Annotated in this window: 16 protein-coding genes; all 16 read right to left on the reverse strand. The window is 60.1% G+C overall.

The genetic code is table 11. From position 1 onward, the window contains the following. Positions 1 to 159: 159 nt before the first annotated feature. Complete coding sequence (locus tag ACP5OT_RS03610; protein ID WP_428131349.1) at positions 160 to 1,557, reverse strand: cobyrinate a,c-diamide synthase; 1,398 nt, start codon at positions 1,555 to 1,557, stop codon at positions 160 to 162. After that, entirely contained in the window at positions 1,554 to 2,336 is a 783-nt protein-coding gene (gene cobA / locus ACP5OT_RS03615; RefSeq protein WP_424676646.1) for a uroporphyrinogen-III C-methyltransferase, read from the reverse strand. The genes ACP5OT_RS03610 and cobA overlap by 4 nt, the downstream gene beginning before the upstream one ends. A 396-nt stretch (positions 2,337 to 2,732) precedes the next feature. After that, entirely contained in the window at positions 2,733 to 5,069 is a 2,337-nt protein-coding gene (cobJ, locus tag ACP5OT_RS03620) for a precorrin-3B C(17)-methyltransferase (protein ID WP_428112309.1), read from the reverse strand. Positions 5,070 to 5,120: 51 nt separating this feature from the next. Then, entirely contained in the window at positions 5,121 to 5,924 is an 804-nt protein-coding gene (gene cobM / locus ACP5OT_RS03625) for a precorrin-4 C(11)-methyltransferase (protein ID WP_424677373.1), read from the reverse strand. After that, entirely contained in the window at positions 5,921 to 6,643 is a 723-nt protein-coding gene (cobI, locus tag ACP5OT_RS03630; protein ID WP_424677372.1) for a precorrin-2 C(20)-methyltransferase, read from the reverse strand. The genes cobM and cobI overlap by 4 nt, the downstream gene beginning before the upstream one ends. A 324-nt stretch (positions 6,644 to 6,967) precedes the next feature. Then, complete coding sequence (gene cbiE / locus ACP5OT_RS03635) at positions 6,968 to 8,173, reverse strand: precorrin-6y C5,15-methyltransferase (decarboxylating) subunit CbiE (RefSeq protein WP_428131351.1); 1,206 nt, start codon at positions 8,171 to 8,173, stop codon at positions 6,968 to 6,970. After that, positions 8,170 to 9,405, reverse strand: coding sequence for a cobalt-precorrin-5B (C(1))-methyltransferase (locus ACP5OT_RS03640; protein WP_424677370.1), 1,236 nt, complete (start codon positions 9,403 to 9,405; stop codon positions 8,170 to 8,172). The genes cbiE and ACP5OT_RS03640 overlap by 4 nt, the downstream gene beginning before the upstream one ends. Positions 9,406 to 9,555: 150 nt before the next feature. Next, positions 9,556 to 10,215, reverse strand: a complete 660-nt coding sequence (locus tag ACP5OT_RS03645; RefSeq protein ID WP_424677369.1) for a precorrin-8X methylmutase — start codon at positions 10,213 to 10,215, stop codon at positions 9,556 to 9,558. After that, positions 10,212 to 10,736, reverse strand: a complete 525-nt coding sequence (locus ACP5OT_RS03650) for an NAD(P)H-dependent oxidoreductase (protein ID WP_424677368.1) — start codon at positions 10,734 to 10,736, stop codon at positions 10,212 to 10,214. Before ACP5OT_RS03650 ends, ACP5OT_RS03645 begins: the two co-directional genes overlap by 4 nt. Next, positions 10,733 to 12,130 carry a sirohydrochlorin chelatase gene (locus tag ACP5OT_RS03655; protein ID WP_424677367.1) on the reverse strand — a complete coding sequence of 466 codons (1,398 nt, stop codon included), beginning with the start codon at positions 12,128 to 12,130 and terminating at the stop codon, positions 10,733 to 10,735. The genes ACP5OT_RS03650 and ACP5OT_RS03655 overlap by 4 nt, the downstream gene beginning before the upstream one ends. Next, on the reverse strand, positions 12,127 to 13,086 hold the full coding sequence (gene cbiB, locus ACP5OT_RS03660) for an adenosylcobinamide-phosphate synthase CbiB (protein WP_424677366.1): 960 nt from the start codon (positions 13,084 to 13,086) through the stop codon (positions 12,127 to 12,129). Before cbiB ends, ACP5OT_RS03655 begins: the two co-directional genes overlap by 4 nt. Then, positions 13,086 to 13,832 carry an energy-coupling factor ABC transporter ATP-binding protein gene (locus ACP5OT_RS03665; protein ID WP_424677365.1) on the reverse strand — a complete coding sequence of 249 codons (747 nt, stop codon included), beginning with the start codon at positions 13,830 to 13,832 and terminating at the stop codon, positions 13,086 to 13,088. Before ACP5OT_RS03665 ends, cbiB begins: the two co-directional genes overlap by 1 nt. Beyond that, positions 13,829 to 14,602, reverse strand: coding sequence for a cobalt ECF transporter T component CbiQ (cbiQ, locus tag ACP5OT_RS03670; RefSeq protein ID WP_424677364.1), 774 nt, complete (start codon positions 14,600 to 14,602; stop codon positions 13,829 to 13,831). The genes ACP5OT_RS03665 and cbiQ overlap by 4 nt, the downstream gene beginning before the upstream one ends. Before the next feature lies 1 nt (position 14,603). After that, on the reverse strand, positions 14,604 to 14,903 hold the full coding sequence (locus ACP5OT_RS03675; RefSeq protein WP_424677363.1) for an energy-coupling factor ABC transporter substrate-binding protein: 300 nt from the start codon (positions 14,901 to 14,903) through the stop codon (positions 14,604 to 14,606). Further along, positions 14,900 to 15,640: an energy-coupling factor ABC transporter permease gene (locus ACP5OT_RS03680; RefSeq protein WP_424677362.1), complete on the reverse strand. Its 741-nt coding sequence runs from the start codon at positions 15,638 to 15,640 to the stop codon at positions 14,900 to 14,902. Before ACP5OT_RS03680 ends, ACP5OT_RS03675 begins: the two co-directional genes overlap by 4 nt. Before the next feature lie 180 nt (positions 15,641 to 15,820). Beyond that, complete coding sequence (gene cobT, locus ACP5OT_RS03685; RefSeq protein WP_428112303.1) at positions 15,821 to 16,882, reverse strand: nicotinate-nucleotide--dimethylbenzimidazole phosphoribosyltransferase; 1,062 nt, start codon at positions 16,880 to 16,882, stop codon at positions 15,821 to 15,823. Positions 16,883 to 17,013: the final 131 nt, after the last annotated feature.

Below are 17,013 nucleotides of genomic sequence, written 5' to 3' on the forward strand. Positions count from 1 at the left end.
TAGGTACTACACAGAAATATCTGAATAAGCTAAGTAATTTAGAGGTTTAGATGTAGCATCACTTCTATCATACCTTACAATCCTTTGCGCCCTCTGCGTTCCCTGCGCCTTTGCATTTACCTCTTTGCGCCCTCTGCGGAGCCGGACAGTCGTCCGGATCTACTGTGTCTTTGCGTCAACAAATGTGCTGGCAGCGGCGACAAACCGCTCGGCGATAGCCGGGCAGGCCAGAAAATGCACATGAATGTACGACGCCAGCGTCTGACCGATCGCCACCCCCTCGCTGGCTGGTTGCGGACGCATCGCATCAGGCAGGCAAGCGTAGAGCGGCGGCAGATCGGTGGGCTGCGCTTCCCAGACCGAATAGTGAAACTCGTGACCACGCACCGTTTCACCGACACGCCACAGCCACGAATCGGTTTGGGCAGTGACCGTGCGGTAGCCAAGAGTGAGGCGCGGGGTCATACGCGAATGGCCGGGCAACACACCAACCATAGCGAACGATTGACCCTGCAAATCGATGAGGGTCTCGGTCAGATACATCAAACCACCACATTCGGCATAGATCGGCATACCGGCCGCCGCTGCCATCCGAATGGCTGCTAGCATCGCTTGATTGGCGCTTAGTTGGGCGGCGTAGAGTTCGGGGAAGCCACCACACAGGTAGATCGCTGCCGTTCGTGCCGGCAATGCGGTATCGCGAAGTGGGCTGAAGAAGGCCAGCTCTGCTCCGGCGGCCTGGAGAAGTTCGAGATTATCGGGGTAGATAAAGTTGAACGCCTCATCGCGGGCTACGGCAATCAGTGGAGGTGGGCCGGTGTCGGGCGACACGAGCGGCTCCACCGGCGGCGCGTTCAACGGAGGTGCAGTCGCTGCTACCGCTAGCAAACGGTCGAGATCGATGGTTGTTGCCACACGCTGTGCTGCTTCATCAAGCCACTCTTGCCAACGACCCGGTTCGGCCACCGGTACCAAGCCGAGATGACGTTCAGGCAGAGTGAGCGTCTCGTTACGCAACAGATAGCCCAACACCGGTACCCCGACCGTCTGTTCAATGGCTTGCTGCACGAGGACAGCGTGGCGCAGACTACCAACTCGATTGAGGATCACACCGCCTATCTTCACTCGTCGATCAAAATCACGCAAGCCAGCGATAATGGCAGCGGCAGTGCGCGCCATTGCCCGCGCGTCAAGCACAATTATCACCGGTGTAGCCGTCAGGCGGGCGATATGGGCACTACTCCCGGTATCGTCATTACCGGCGTAACCATCGAATAAGCCCATCACCCCTTCGATCAGGGCAAGATCGGCATCGGCACTTCGACGCGCTAGCACACCGGCGATCTGGTCAGGCGGAATCAGCCACGAGTCGAGGTTGTGACACGGCCTGCCGGCGGCGAGAGCATGATAGCCAGGATCAATGTAGTCAGGGCCACACTTAAACGGCGCGATGCGCAGACCGCGCTGACGCAAGGCAGCGATCAGACCAGCGGTGATCGTTGTTTTGCCACTGCCGCTCATCGGCGCGGCGAACAATAGGCGGGGCAGGTGGATCATAGGTCGTCCCACAACATCGGATTGGTAGGAAATTGGGCCGGATCGTACCATGCTAACGAATTGGCCAATGCCGCCACTTCACCCACGACCAGCACGGCAGGTGACGGTAATTGCGCCGTTTGTTGCCTGGCCGGCAAACTATCCAACGTCGCCAGCAGCACGCGCTGATCGGCGCTGGCTCCGCGGCTGATCAGGGCTGCCGGTGTATCACGATTGCGTCCGGCAGCGATTAGAGCAGCACAGACTTGCTCTAGGCGACCCAGTGCCATCAGGACCACCAGGGTGGGTGAGGCAGCTAACAAAGCCCAACTAACTCCACTGCAACCGTGAGGGGTAACTTCGTGCCCAGAGACGACGGTGAAGGCCGATGCGATCCCGCGCCACGTGAGGGGAATGCCGGCGTGCAACGGGATGGCTAACACCGACGAGACGCCGGGAACAATCTCGAACGGTAAGCCGGCAGCCGCTAACGCACTCGCCTCTTCGGCGAGATGGGCAAAGACGCCGGGATCACCACCTTTCAGCCGTACTACTTGCAGACCATTGCGCACCAGGCGCACCAATGTCTCGGTGATACCGTCTTGGCGGAAGGTGTGATGACCGGGTTGTTTGCCGACAAAGATCCGCTCGGCATATGGCGGTGCTTCATCGAGCAAACTTGCCGCGATTAACCGATCGTAGAGCACGACGTCGGCTTGGCGCAAGACGGTCAAACCACGTACTGTTATCAAATCGGCGCGACCGGGGCCGGCACCGACGAGATAGGCTTTTCCGGTCATAAGCTACTCCGGGTTGGACATGGATACGGAGGCATACGGATGAACACAGGTTGAAAATAGAACACGGATGCACACGGATTTGGACGGATAAACACGGATCGGATGGCGATTTGGAACCATACAGCGTCTCTTATCTGCACCTCACATTTGTGGCGTGCGGCAGTTACACTGCCGCACAGCACACGCTCGCGTAGAACAGCATTCATGGTGCAGGCAAACTGCCGCACTCCATGCTCTCGCGTAGAATGTCATCGCAATGCATAGCAATGCACCTCATGCATCTCCGACAAGTCATCATCTGTGGTGGCTCGCGTAGAATGTCATCGCAATGCATAGCAATGCACCTCGCCACTTATGGCGTGCGACAGGCAAACTGCCACACGCCATACAGCTACATCACGCTTCCGCCAACCATTCGGCAATCGCGTCGCGGATCGCGGCGGCGCGGGCCGGCGCGGTGCCATTGCTGCTCACGGCAATGGTGATGCCGCCGCTACGATGTACTGCCGGCACATGGAAATCGCCGTCGCTGGAATCATCGGCGACGTTGCAGAGTGCGCCGGCGGCGCTGGCGGCCGCGGCAATGCGGGCATTGACGGTGCGATCATCGGTGGCAGCGAAGACGAACTGCGCGCCGGTGAGGTCGCCGGCTTGATAGCTGCGCTGTTCCCAGATTAGCTTTCCTGTCGCAGCCCATTCCGCCAGTTGCGGCGTGACAGTGGGGCTGATCAGCCGCACCGGAAAGCCGGCGGCGAGCAGACTGCGTACTTTACGCTCGCCGACAGCGCCGCCGCCAATGACGACCGCCGGCATGTGCGATGGTTTGGTCAAGACAATCGGGTAATCCGGCGCTGGCGGCGCAGCAGTGGTTGGGGTTGGCGCAGCGGTGCGAGTGGTGTAGCCGCGCGGCGTCACCATGTGGCCGGCCAGCGCAAAGCTCTGGCTATTGCCGATCAACACCACCGTCAACATATCGGCTTGCTCTGGATCAACTTCAGCGAGGGTGGTCAGCATGATCTGCTCATCGGCGCGAGTGACTTGACGGCCAAAGGCGACCGGCGTCTGCGGCGGACGATGGTCGCGCACGATGGCGAGAGCAGCCGCCAATTGCCAGTTGCGCCCATGCGAACGCGGATTGTAGAGTGCAATGACGAAATCAGCTTGTGCTGCCGCCCGCAACCGTCGTTCAATCACCGACCACGGCGTGAGCAGATCGCTAAGGCTGATTAGACAGAGATCGTGATTCACCGGCGCACCGAGACGCGCAGCCAGGGCCTGAAAAGCACTGACGCCTGGTAGTACGGTGACGGCCGGATTCTGCCCATCCCACCCCAACGACTGTAACGTCTCGAACACCGGCGCTGCCATGGCATAGATGCCAATATCGCCACTGCTGATCAGCACGACCCGCTTGCCGGCTTGCGCCAATTCAATCGCGACGCGCGCCCGCCCCATCTCATCACCCATTGCCGGAGTGGCGATAACCTCTTGGTTAGCGCGGAGCAGAGGGCGGATCAGTTCGATATATCGTCCGTAGCCAGTAACCACATCGGCGTTAGCAAGCGCCTGCCGTGCTGCTTCGGTCAGATGGATGAGGTCGCCCGGCCCAATACTTACCAGTGTGAGATGACCGCACGATGCGGTATCCGTTAGCGGTGCAGATAGCACATCACGTAGGGCCACTGCAACCGTACAACGGGCAAACGCACGCTTAGGCACCAATAACGGCCCCTGGGCTGCTATCAATGCACATGGTTCGGCCACTCCCGGCAATGCAAAGCGGGTAGCGGCGCTAGGGCTAAGTGCGGTTGGGTCAAAACTACGTAACTGTTCGTGAGCAACGATTGTCAGAGGGACACCCATCTGTTCGGCCAATGCTCGCAAGCCCGGTTCACCCGCTTTAAGATCGGCAGTTGCAATGGCTATTACGCTTTCAGGCGCGAGATCGGCATCGGTGAGGGTGATGGCAACGGCCTCAGCCAGTTCGGAGGCCGGTGTATCACGACGACAACCAATCCCGACTACCAGCACGGGGGGGAGATAGCGCAACCCCTTACTCCGCACCTGCTCCCACCAACCGTTCATCCGACGATGCGAGACTACGATGATCGCCGCGAAGCGCTCGGTAGCCAACTCGTTCAGATCGGACAGCCACGTGACGGCAGGGGCAACGACTAATGCCTCGGCCAACAAAGTACGCGCCGTTGATAAGGCTGGATCAACCCATACTCCAATCGGGTCGCCATTGACCAGACAGGCCATAACGTGGGTGACAGCCGAATCGGGGGCAATCCGCCATCCTGCTTCACGCCCGATGAGATCAAGCGCGGGTAATCCCTGAGTATCGCTAGCGGTGGTGATTGCGGCTTGTCCGCCGGTGATCGCAGCGATCTGGCGAGCCAGTTGGTTCGCGCCGGCACGATGACCACCTACCAGCGGTACGGCAAAGCGGCCATCTTCATCGAGACAAACCACTGCTGGATCATCGGTTTTATGAGACAACATTGGCGCTATAAGGCGCACGATGATACCGGCGGCGCCAATGAAGACGACAGCACGTGCCTCTGACCATGCCGTCTGTACCGCTTCAGCAACGGTCGTGTATGTTCGGGCAGTCGGCCAATCGGTGGCAAAACGGGCCGGCACCCATACCGTCGCCGGCATCGCACGCGCAAGACGCCGAGCAAGTTCGACACCGGTTCGGGTGATCGCGATAATGGCAACTTCGGTCATAGGTTCCTCAGTCTGATGACACACTGCTACCGCGTCGAGCAGTCGCAAATACTACTCAACCACACGACGCCGGAGCCGATGACTGTAGGTAGGATCGTACAGTCGACTGGTTGGCCGATCGGTCCGCTTGTGGATCGGGTTAAGAGCCTCACTCACCAGAATCAGAGCTTGCCGCGTAAAACCGGCAGCCTTAACCTTGGGCACAATATCGCCGAGGGTACCGGAGAGAATCACCTCGTCGGGCCACGTTACTCGATACGCCACAACAACCGGCGTGTCCGACGTATACGCACCTGACGCCAGCAGCGTCTCAATCACCTGTGGCAAGCGCGTAATACCGAGATAGATGGCGAGTGACGCGCCATGGGCAGCCAAACCCGCCAATTGCTCGCGTTCGGGCAACGGAGTACGTCCGGCAGGCCGCGTGAGAATAATCGTCTGCACCAATTCCGGCACGGTCAGCTCAACACCGAGGCGGGCCGCGAGCGCGAACGCAGCCGTCACACCCGGCACCACTTCGTAAGGAATACCGGCTTCATCGAGTGCTGCCATCTGCTCGTGGATCGCGCCGTACAGCGCCGGATCACCGCTGTGCAGGCGTACAACGACTTGACCGGCTTGGGCTGCTTGACACATCAGATCGACAATCTGGGCTAAATGTAGCTCAACCGAACCGACGATCTGCGCATCGGGACGAGCATACGCCGCCGGTAAGGCAGCATCAACCAGACTATCGGCATAGAGAATAAGATCGGCTTGTGCCAGCAGATCGCGCCCACGCACGGTTATCAGATCCGGCGCACCGGGCCCGGCACCAACGAAGTACACTGTTCCGGGGACGGCAGGGTAGGTCATAGACATTCTCCACGACGCACAATGACAAGCGATAAGTAGGGACGAGGTTGCGGTGTCAACTGACGCAGATCGCGAGTAATAAACTCGCCCTCCAGTCCGACTCTCTCGGCATAGAGAGCATGGTCAAGTAACCCGGCTTGGGTAAGCGCAGTAAGAATGGACGGCAAGACCGAACCGGCTTTCATCAACACTACCGTAGCAAACTCGGTGAGCAGACGCTGCAGGGTAGCGGCATCGGTCTCATAGCTGGCCGGCAACACGATCAACCGCTCATCGGCCATTGTCAACGGCAAGCCGCCGGCAGCCGCAGCAGCGGCAAAGGAAGTGATACCTGGAATGATGCGCACGCTGAGATTGGGTGAGCGTTCACGCAACTCACGCCAAAGGTAGACAAAAGTACCGTACAGCAATGGATCGCCGAGCAAAAGGTAAACACCACGCTGTCGTGTTTGTAGTTCGGTGAGCATCACATCGGCGGCCGCTTGCCATGCCGGACGTAACTGACCCGAGTCGCGGGTCATCGGCAACGGGAGGGTAACGACGCGCTGACGTTCAGGATCGATCCACGGCGCGGCAATCCGCAACGCGATGCTGGCATCGCCATCACGGCTCTGCGGCGCGAAGATAACATCAGCCGCTTGCACGGCACGCAAGCCTTTGAGCGTAATCAGTTCGGGGTCGCCGGGGCCAATCCCGACTGCGGCGAGTTCAGCATTCATACCAACACCTAACTTTCAGGCGCAGAGCAAGCAAAGGTGCAGAGGATGTGAACGCAAAGGCGCGAAGGGCGCGAAGATAAGCAACGTTTTTTGAGGCACCCCATACCCACCCCATACCACGCTACACTTGCCGCACGAAGGGCGCGAAGATAAGCAACGTTTTTTGAGGCACCCCATACCCACCTCATACCACGCTACACCTTGCCGCACGAAGGGCGCGAAGATAAGCAACGTTTTTTGAGAATTTGGCATAAGCATCGCTACCCCCATAAAACCTTAGCGATCTTAGCGTCTTTGCGTTAATCCTTAGCGTTCTTAGCGTCTTCAGACTCGCCACGTCACGATGAAGATCGGATTGAGTGCAGCGAAGCGTAGATCGGATTGGATCGGCGCGCCGCGGTTGATCTGTACCTGCGCCACCCGCGCCGCTGGCAAAAGGGCCAGCGCCGTAGCGAGATGGCCGGCAGTCACGAGGTTGAGCACCAGCCGGCCTCCGATGCGCAGCCGTTGCTGAGCCAGCGCGATGATCGCCTCCAACCTCCCGCCGCTCCCTCCAACAAAGATCGCATCGGGATCGGGCCAATCGGCGCACGCCTCCGGCGCTTCGCCGTGAGCCGCGTACAGGTTGGGCGCAGGAAAACGGCGCAGATTAGCGTGAATATGCTCGACAAACACCGCGCGCCGCTCGACCGCATAGACCCGCGCGGTTGGGCAGGCGCGAGCCGCCTCGATCGCCACCGCGCCACTGCCGGCCCCGATGTCCCACAGCACTTCGCCGGGTTGCAAGGCCAGCTCGGCCAGGCTGATCAAACGTACTTCACGCTTGGTAATTTGGCCGGCTTCGGTGCTGAAGGCCTCGTCGGGTAGGCCGGGTGGAATGGGACGCACGGGCCGGTCGTTCCAAACCACCAGCACATTAAGCGGATCAAACGCGGCGGTGACGAGATCGGCGAGCGTAGCGGAGACGACGCGCTGACGCGGCCCACCAAGCTGCTCGCAGACAGCGCAGCGGCTGGCGGGTTCCATCCCGGCAGCGATCAGGGCTTGCGCAATCACTGCCGGCGTCTGCCGACGATCGGTCAGAATCGCCGCTTTGGGCGCGGCCAGCACCGCCGGAATGATCGCGTCCAAGGGTCGGCCATGGGCACTGAGCAACACCGCATCGTGCCAGGGTTCGGCCAGCGCAGCAAAGGCAAGCTGGGCCGAAGTCGGGGCCGGCACAATGTCGAGCACCTCCGGTGGAAACACTCGCCGTAAACTGGCGCCAATGCCGTACCAAAGCGGATCACCCGACGCCAGCACCACCGCTGTTTGACCGGCTTCCCACGCCTGCTGCAACCGGGCCAGCGCCGGCTCCACACTCGCTTCGACCACCAGCCGCTCGGCGGCCACCTCAGGAAACGCAGCCAGATGGCGCTTCCCGCCGACCAGCAGATCGGCGCGAGCAATGCGCAGAAGAAGCCTAGCCGGCAAACCATCAGCGCCGGCATCGGTCAGACCGACCACCAAAATCGGCACACGCCGGCTCATGGCTCACCCTCCACGACCGTGTCATCTTCGGGCAACGGATCGGTTAGCAACCGCTCGATCAACGGGGGCGGCAGAGTCGCAGGATCCGCGTGATCGGCAGCGACTGCCGCAGCGCGGGCCAGCACCGTACCATCAAAATCGACCAGAATGGTCTCGAAATCCATCGCGCCGCCGTGGGCGGCAATGAAGCGCAGGCACTGTTCGAGGGCCAAATCCACGATCCGCTGCAACGGTGCTTGCTGACCATATTGCTGGCACAACTCAAGAAAATGGCGTCCGGTATTCGCCTGCGCCACCGCCTGCACTAGCTCGTCCGGCGCACCCACCTCGCGGCAGACCTGCGCCAGAAAGGCGAAATCGACCTGATTACCGGCGACGTGGGTTTGCATATAGCCTTGCGCGGTCTTGATCATCTTACCGATCATGCCCACAAACACGGCTGACGGCACCCCGTGGGCAATGCAGGTCTTGAGCGCATCGCCGGTAAAGACGCTCAATTCGACAAATGCCATTTCCGGCAACTCAGGAAAGATACGCATCGCAAACTTCTCGGAACGAGCGCCGGTGCAGAGGATCATCTTCTGCACACCATTGCGAGCCGCCATTTCGACCGCTTGGATCACGCTGGCCCGCCACGCGGCGGTGCTATAGGGAAAGACCTTGCCGGTGGTGCCAAGAATGCTAATCCCGCCGATAATGCCGAGGCGCGGGTTGAGCGTCTTTTGCGCGATCTGCTCACCGCCGGGCACGCTGATGATCACCTCTAGCCCAGCCTGCTCCAGAAACGCTTCGCCGCCGGGAGCACATTCGCGCACAGCATCGAGGACGTTCGCGGTAATTTGCTGGCGCGGCACCGGGTTGATCGCCGGTCCACCGACCGGCAAACCCAAACCGGGCAACGTCACCCGTCCCACCCCCTCGCCGCCTTCCAGATGGATGCCCGGCGTGGTCACAAGCCGCACCTGCGCGCAGATCAATGCGCCGTGAGTGACATCGGGATCGTCACCGGCATCTTTGCGCATACAGCAATAGGCTTCCGTCTCATCGAGCCGGGTGACGGCGGGTGTCATCGTAGCGGTTTCGCCGATCGGCAAGGTGATCGTCACTTGCGCCGGCCACTGCCCGCTGAAGAGGGCAATCGTAGCCGCTTTGGCGGCGGCTGAGGCGTTGCTGCCGGTGGTGTAGCCGGTGCGCGAACCGCGTTTGTTGCGGGGTGGAACCATATCGGCCATCACGTGTCTCCGTATGTACATGTTTCACCGCAGAGGGCGCGAGTGGTTCTTGCCGCAGAGGCCGCAGAGGATGGAGTACTAGTTGCATACTCCGAAACCCTTTGCGCACCTTTGCGCCCTTCGCGCCTTTGCGCCCTTTGCGCCTTGATGTCACACATCGCGGTTGTCTTCACCGAGCGCCAACCGCAGCAGCGCATTGACAATCGCCGTCGCCACCGGTGAACCACCTTTTCGACCGACGGTGACGATCCAGGGCACATCGGTACGGGCTATGAGCGCCGATTTGCTCTCGGCAGTATTGACAAAGCCGACCGGCACACCAATAATTAACGCCGGTTGAACCCCACGGTCAAGGAGATCCAGCAATGCAAACAACGCTGTTGGTGCATTGCCAATCGCTACGATTGATCCGGCGATCAGACCTCGGTCGGCAGCCCAGTGCAGAGCAGCAGCGCTGCGGGTAAGACCGGTCGCCGCAGCGAGTTGGATAACGTCCGGCAGGTCGTTGAAGCAGTGCGCTGCGCCACCGAAGCGGTGCAGCCGCCGCTGGTCAATGCCAACCCGTGCCATCTGCACATCGGTGATCACCGCGCAGCCGCGTTGCAACGCAGCGACACCGACTTCGATTGCGCCGGGGCTGGCTTGGGTAATCGTGGCGAACTCAAAATCGGCAGTGGTGTGAATGATCCGCTCGACGACCGTCGCCAGCGGTTGCGGCAAAGTGATCCCGCATTCGGCCAGCTCGGCACGGATAATCGCGAACGAGCGAGCGGCGATCTCGGCGCCGGTCACAGGAACGTGCTCGGTCATAGGTTCGCTCCCCGACGCAACTGCACAGCAATCTGCGCCACCCGCCGGCCTAAGGCTTGCGCCTGCAATAGATCAGCTTCGGTAATATCACCAACCGACGTCGCACCGTAATAGGAACCGGCCTGCTCCATCAGCGGCGTCCACGGCAAGCCAACGATGATCATGCCGCCGCCGAGCATCCAGTGCAACACTGAGAGTAAGGTAAACTCAGTGCCGGAATGGCGTCCGGCGCTGCTAGTAAAGGCCGCACCTACTTTGCCGGCTAAGCTTCCCTCTTCCCACAGGTCGCCAGTAGTGTCGAGCCACCGCTTCAACGTGCCCTTAATACCTGTCCAGTTCGGTGTGCCGATAATGATTCCGTCAGCTTCGAGCAGATCGGCTTTGGTGGCGTGGTTGGGCAAGCGCACCTTCACCTCGGCGCCGGGAACGGTCGCGACACCGGCGGCGATGGCTTGAGCTAATTGGGCCACGTGATCGCCAACATCGTGCAAAATAAAGATGCGGCACGTCACATCAGTCATTGGCGGATATGCTCCTTCCAGTAATGGTAGGTCTTGGCAACAGCGGTCACGACATTCTTGATCTCGGCTTCGAGCCGGAACTGCGGCCCCGCCGGCAACAGCAAGACCCGATCTTCACGCCGCACACTAACATTTTCCACGATAATCGCCCGCAACAGCCAGATCGCCATCTCTTCGCTCTCACAGACGAGGCCAATCCAGCCGGGAGCGACATCGGTCTTCACCGGCAGATCAGTCACCATCGCCAGCGCACGGGCCAATTCGGCGATCACTCGATCATACCCTTCAGGATCGGCATGCACCGTCGCTGGATCGACCGGTTCGAGTAAGGTACCGCGGTGCGGCGGACCACCGGCCAATGCGAGTTCGCAGAAAGGATTGTTGGGATCGTCACCACCCCACACCCGATCCCACGCTACTTGTCCGGTTTCATCATAGACAAGCGGTGCAGCCGTCATCGGCGCCGCACTCACCGCCCGCCCACCACGGTAGCGCGGCGGCAAGATCGTCTCCAGTCGATTGGTCGGTGTTTCACCACGCAGCCCATGCTCGTGGTCACTGGTTTGGGGTCGGCCAAAATCGGCGGTGAAGCCGGGGAAGAGCCGCCGATACTTGCACACATCGCAATTGACGGTGACTTGTCCCTGCACCGCTTCGCGAAACCGCTGTTCGATTGCTGCAATCACCCCTTCGTGTAACCCAAGATGGCCGGTAAACACGAGATCGTGATCGGGATAGCGTTGGCGGGCAGCAATGACCTGCTGCTCAATCCCCTGCAAAATCCGCCCGGTAAAGAGCAGGTACGGAATGATCATCACCCGCCGTGCGCCGAGTGCGATACACGCATCGATGGTTTCGGGGACACGCGGCGTTGTGATGCTATAAAAACCATACATGACCCGCGCATAACCACGCCCTTCCCAGAGCAAGCGAGCCATCCTCGCGACATCGGCATTACTATCGGGATCACTGCTGCCGCGGCCAATCAAAGCTAGCGCCGTCTCGGCCCGCAGAACCGGCGGCACTGCTGCTTCAGCTTCAGCCAAGCGGTCGCCGAGAGCTTTGAGCAGCGAATATTGCACCCCCAGTGGCGCGCCATAGTGGATGGTGAGTTCGGGCCAGCGTGCGCGCGCCTCGCGCAACGCGACCGGAATATCGTTCTTTTGGTGGCCAGCCGCGCCGAGCAAGAGCGGCAATGCGACGATGCGCTGATAACCGGCACGAGCGCAAGCATCTATCGCTTGCCCGATCGGCGGATCGGCCAATTCAAGAAAACATGGCTGCACAAACAGACCGAAGCGTTCTTGTACCAACGCCGCCAACCGATGGTATTCGGCGATACCGGCAGCATCGTCGGTGCCGTGACCGATGAGTAACAGAGCCGTGTCATTCATAGCGTAGACCTCTGCTTGACGAAGCGCATCACCGATAAGCCGAGCAGGAAGCCGGTCACGAGAAACATTACCATTCGCCCGATCCGTCGAGCGTCTCGGATGAGTGCAGCATCGGCCATACGTGTACCGGTACCGAGCGTGTAGTGCTCACGCTTGGTCAATACCGTATCAAGCGCACCGGCCATTGCAGCCATCGGCCAACCTGCATTGGGCGAAGCCGTGCGTCGGGCGTCCCGGATTGCTCCAATGAGTGCCTGCCGACCACGGCGGTTGACGATCTGAGCAGCCAGCGCGATAAGGAGCGCGGTGAGGCGAGCGGGGAGCCAATTGAATAGATCATCGCTCCGTGCTGCCACTTTACCCAAATATTCAAACCGTTCGGTGCGATAGCCCCACATCGCGTCGGCAGTGTTGGTGAAGCGGTATATCAACATCGCCGGTAAACCACCAACTAAGAGCGCCGATACCGGTGCAATAACGCTATCGCTGAGATTTTCTGCCAGAGACTCAATGGCGGCACCGGCCACTTCAGCGGCACTCAAATCGTTTGTTTGCCGGCTTACTAAATGCCAACCGAGTAAACGCCGCGCCTCGACCAGATCACCGGCGACTAACGCCGTCTCGACTGCGGCAACCGCACGATCAAGACCGCGATAGGCAAGCAGCAATGAGGCGAGTGCTGCTTGCACGATGGTTTGACGTGGCAAAGACACACCGATCCCGCCACCCAGCAACCACCCGACGACGATCCAGCCTATTCCCCACACCAACCGAGCAACCGGCGGTGTGGCCGGAGCTAACCGCTCACCAAGATGCAGCCAGTGGCCCATCGCACCAACTGGATGCAGATAGTTAGGTGGATCACCGAACCCGGCGTCAATGACTAAGGCGAGCAACGCAACCGCAGCGCGCTCAGTCAGTAGGGATAACGCTCGATGCAGGAATCCGAGTAGCATTACTCATCTCCGTACCAAAACTCAGACGGTGCAATCAGCATCCGCAGCTCTGGATCGGCCCACACCTGTGCCGGCGGTGCTACCGTCATGACCCGCCCCTCGTGCAACACGACAACCAGATCGGCCCACCGGCGTGCCAATGCCAGATCGTGCGTTGCCAGCACGACGGTGCCTCCCTGCGCAACCAGCCGGTCGAACACCTGCATGACCTGCTGACGCGCCCATGCATCGAGACCCGAGGTCGTTTCATCGACTAAGATGCAGCGTGGGCGCATCGCCAGCACACCGGCCAACGCTACCCGCGCCTTCTGCCCACTGCTCAGTGCGTGCGTTGGTCGGTCGAGCAGATCGGTCACATCACACATGGCGGCTGCTTCCGTGACCGCCTGACGCGCTTCGGCGTCGCTCAAGCCAAGATTGAGTGGGCCAAAACTGATGTCTTGCCAGACGCTTGCGCTAAAGAGTTGCTCGTCGGGTGATTGCATCACCAACCCGACCGTTTGGCGCAAACGACGCAACCCCTGCCGCGAATACGCAACCGGTGTCGCACCAAGGTACAGCCGCCCTCGTTGTGGGCGAAGCAGACCGGCCATGATCAACAGCAAGGTACTTTTCCCGGCGCCGTTTCGGCCAAGCACGACGATCCGCCGACCGGCGTCAATCCGCAACGAGACGTCCGCCAATGCCGGCTGCGAACTGGTCGGAAAGCAATAGGATACATCTTCTAACGCAACCACTGCCGTCATGCACCCCACCTTGCCCACAGCAGACTCACGATCATCACCCCTCCGATCACCCACAACCGGCGCTCGTGGCGATACGTCAGCGGCAACACTCGGAGTTCGCCATCGAACCCCCGCGCCAGCAGTGCGATGTCGAGAGCTTTGCTCCGATGGTATGTTTCGACAAACAGGCGGCTTCCGATCAGGGCTGAACTGCGCAAGGCAGACCACCACGAAGCGTACCCCAGCCGTCCCGACTGAGCCGTAACCATCCGCTCAAGCGTATCGAGCAAGACAAAAATGGCCCGGTAGCTCAGCATCATCAGCTCGACAAGTAGCGGTGGCACCCACAACCGACGCACCACTTCAAGCAGATCGACCAACGGAGTTGTCAGAATAAGAAAGTTGAGCGCTGCTATCGAACCAAGCGCCCGGCTGAGGAGACGCGCTGCGGTATCCAACGATTCGCTACTCATACTCAGCCAGAACGGTCCCACCGACCATACCCCTGAAGATGCCGTCGGCGGCGTCAGACTCACACTCACCGCAACGGAGATGACCGAGATGACCAGAAAGGTCAGCTCGGAGCCGACGACCGCCACGACAACGCGCCACGGGAGTCGGGCGTACCACACGGCTAATCCCACCATCCACGCGACGACCAGCCATCCGACACGTGGATGATCCAGCAGCAGACACAGCAGGATCGTCACCATCACGATACTGCTCTTCTGCGCCGGATCAACGTCACGCAGCCGATTGGTGAAGGCGTAGCGGTCAATCACACGCAGCATATCAGTGATCCCGCCGTTGGCGGCGACCATGGCACCGGCCAAAGAAATATCCGATCACACCGGCGCCTGCCCCGGCCTGGATGGCGAACAACAGGCTTTCGGTCTCGCTCCCCGGTGGCGCGAAGAATGGTTGAAACCATGGCTCGTAATCAGGGGCGATCTGAACAATCGCGTCTGTGGCAGCAGCGTCCGCGCCACCAAACTCGGTGTCACGGATGAGCAGCATGGGCGCAATCGTCAGAACCACGACCATAAGAGCAAGCACAACGATCATCGGCCACGACAACGGTTGTACGTTCATGAGCGGCCCCCTTTGAACATCAACGCTTGCATCTCAGAGGCAGCGCTCGTCTGCAACGCATTCATTATCAGAACCGTGAGGATCCCTTCACTGATCGCCAAAGGAATCTGGGTCACCGCAAAGATCGTACCAAACTTCGCGAACGAGGCCACGAACCCACCAACGGGATCGGGATAGACGACGGCCAGTTGCAACGAGGTAACGACATATGTCGCCAGATCGGCCAGTACAGCCGCCAGAAACACCGTGAGCCAAAACGGCGCACGCTCGACAAGTCCACGCCAGATCAACCACGCCACGAACGGTCCCACCACTGCCATACTAAAGGCGTTTGCTCCGAGCGTCGTCAGGCCTCCGTGGGCAATAAGTAACGCCTGAAAGAGCAACACGATGGTTCCCAACACGCTCATCACCCACGGCCCAAATAAGATCGCCCCGAGACCAGTACCGGTCGGGTGACTACTCGAACCGGTCACACTTGGCAACTTGAGAGCACTGAGGACGAAGGTAAATGCAGCCGCAAAACCGAGCAGCAACCGCAACTCTGGCTGTGAACGAACGATCCGCTGGATGCGGCGAAAGCCAATCACCCAGAAAGGGATCATAACCACAAACCAAAACAACGCCCACAACGGTGGCAAGAAACCTTCCATGATGTGCATGGCATATGCCGGACGTGCTTCCAGCGCGATCAGGAGCGCCGCACCAAGCACCCCAATGAACCAACGATGTTTCATCACCAGCCTCCTCTTCGGTATTCAGCAAAAGCGACCGAAAGTGAGATGACGAAAAGATGTTTGCCGGTAGTATCGCCGCGTGCGGTAGACCAAAATGCCTCGACACCTTTTCCGCAACCGCAAGAGCAAGCGTGTGAGCGGGAACAGTCATCACAATTCCCGCTCGTCACCGACGACGCACTACGACTCCTTCTTCTCCGACACACCGGCTTCGGCGAAGGTTGCCATCTCATCAAGCACCTTGCAGGCCGCTTGGCAGAGCGACATTGCCAGCACAGCACCGGTGCCTTCACCGAGTCGCATATCGAGATCAAGCAACGGTTTCAAATCGAGACGGTCGAATACCGCAGCATGGCCACGCTCGACCGAGCGGTGGCCGGCGATCAGATAGTTGGTAACCGCCGGCGCAATGGTAGCGGCGATCAATGCGGCAGCCCCGGCGATAAAACCATCAATCACGACCGGTACCCGCCGCGCTGCCGCACCAAGGATAACGCCGGCTAAACCGCCGATCTCTAGCCCACCTACCTTTGCCAGCACATCCAATCCGTCGTGCGGGTTAGGCCAATGCAACGCCAATGCCTGCTCAATGACAGTAATTTTACGTGCTAGCCCGGTATCATCGATACCGGTACCACGCCCGGTCACTTCTGCTACCGGACGTCCGGTAATCGCCGCCACCACCGCACTCGCCGCCGTCGTGTTGGCGATACCCATTTCACCGGTGGCTAATAGGTCTACTCCACTATCAATCGCCTCGTTGGCACAAGTAATCCCCACCTCGATGGACTGCTGGGCGAGTTCACGACTCATCGCCGGCTCCCGGCTAAAATCAGCCGTGCCATAGGCGAGTTTGCGGCTGACCAATTCAGGATGCGGGGGTAGATCGGTCGCTACGCCAATATCAACGACAATCACTTGGGCGCCAACGTGACGCGCCAGCACGTTAATCGCCGCACCACCACGCAAAAAGTTGCGTACCATCTGTGGCGTCACCTCGGCGGGAAAGGCGCTCACGCCTTGGCGGGCTACCCCGTGATCGGCAGCCATCACGATTACGGCCGGCTTGGTCAGACGTGGTCGTTCCTGACCGGTGATCCCGGCAATGCGGATCGAGAGTTCCTCTAACCGGCCCAGCGAGCCGGCCGGCTTGGTGAGCATGTCTTGCCGGCGGTGAGCCGCCGTTGCCGCCTGATCATCCAATGGGCCAATGTGATTGATAGTTTGCGTGAGCAGCGACATACAACCTCCTTCATAAACGTATATCCCCGCACAACCGTAGAGCCGCACCCGTAGAGCCGCGCCCGTAGAGCCGCACAACCGTAGAGCCGCGCCCGTAGAGCCGCACGACCGTAGAGCCGCGCCCGTAGAGC

It is taken from the genome of Chloroflexus sp. (assembly GCF_049970315.1).
GTDB lineage: Bacteria > Chloroflexota > Chloroflexia > Chloroflexales > Chloroflexaceae > Chloroflexus.

What these genes read in the sequence shown, in the direction of transcription:
- cobJ (WP_428112309.1), bottom strand. Translation starts at nt 5,069, where the DNA reads ATGACCGAAGTTGCCATTATCGCGATCACCCGAACCGGTGTCGAACTT.
- ACP5OT_RS03675 (WP_424677363.1), bottom strand. Translation starts at nt 14,903, where the DNA reads ATGAACGTACAACCGTTGTCGTGGCCGATGATCGTTGTGCTTGCTCTT.
- ACP5OT_RS03680 (WP_424677362.1), bottom strand. Translation starts at nt 15,640, where the DNA reads ATGAAACATCGTTGGTTCATTGGGGTGCTTGGTGCGGCGCTCCTGATC.
- cbiQ (WP_424677364.1), bottom strand. Translation starts at nt 14,602, where the DNA reads ATGCTGCGTGTGATTGACCGCTACGCCTTCACCAATCGGCTGCGTGAC.
- cobA (WP_424676646.1), bottom strand. Translation starts at nt 2,336, where the DNA reads ATGACCGGAAAAGCCTATCTCGTCGGTGCCGGCCCCGGTCGCGCCGAT.
- cobI (WP_424677372.1), bottom strand. Translation starts at nt 6,643, where the DNA reads ATGAATGCTGAACTCGCCGCAGTCGGGATTGGCCCCGGCGACCCCGAA.
- ACP5OT_RS03610 (WP_428131349.1), bottom strand. Translation starts at nt 1,557, where the DNA reads ATGATCCACCTGCCCCGCCTATTGTTCGCCGCGCCGATGAGCGGCAGT.
- cbiB (WP_424677366.1), bottom strand. Translation starts at nt 13,086, where the DNA reads ATGCTACTCGGATTCCTGCATCGAGCGTTATCCCTACTGACTGAGCGC.
- ACP5OT_RS03640 (WP_424677370.1), bottom strand. Translation starts at nt 9,405, where the DNA reads ATGGCCGATATGGTTCCACCCCGCAACAAACGCGGTTCGCGCACCGGC.
- cobM (WP_424677373.1), bottom strand. Translation starts at nt 5,924, where the DNA reads ATGACCTACCCTGCCGTCCCCGGAACAGTGTACTTCGTTGGTGCCGGG.
- ACP5OT_RS03655 (WP_424677367.1), bottom strand. Translation starts at nt 12,130, where the DNA reads ATGAATGACACGGCTCTGTTACTCATCGGTCACGGCACCGACGATGCT.
- cobT (WP_428112303.1), bottom strand. Translation starts at nt 16,882, where the DNA reads ATGTCGCTGCTCACGCAAACTATCAATCACATTGGCCCATTGGATGAT.
- ACP5OT_RS03665 (WP_424677365.1), bottom strand. Translation starts at nt 13,832, where the DNA reads ATGACGGCAGTGGTTGCGTTAGAAGATGTATCCTATTGCTTTCCGACC.
- cbiE (WP_428131351.1), bottom strand. Translation starts at nt 8,173, where the DNA reads ATGAGCCGGCGTGTGCCGATTTTGGTGGTCGGTCTGACCGATGCCGGC.
- ACP5OT_RS03645 (WP_424677369.1), bottom strand. Translation starts at nt 10,215, where the DNA reads ATGACCGAGCACGTTCCTGTGACCGGCGCCGAGATCGCCGCTCGCTCG.
- ACP5OT_RS03650 (WP_424677368.1), bottom strand. Translation starts at nt 10,736, where the DNA reads ATGACTGATGTGACGTGCCGCATCTTTATTTTGCACGATGTTGGCGAT.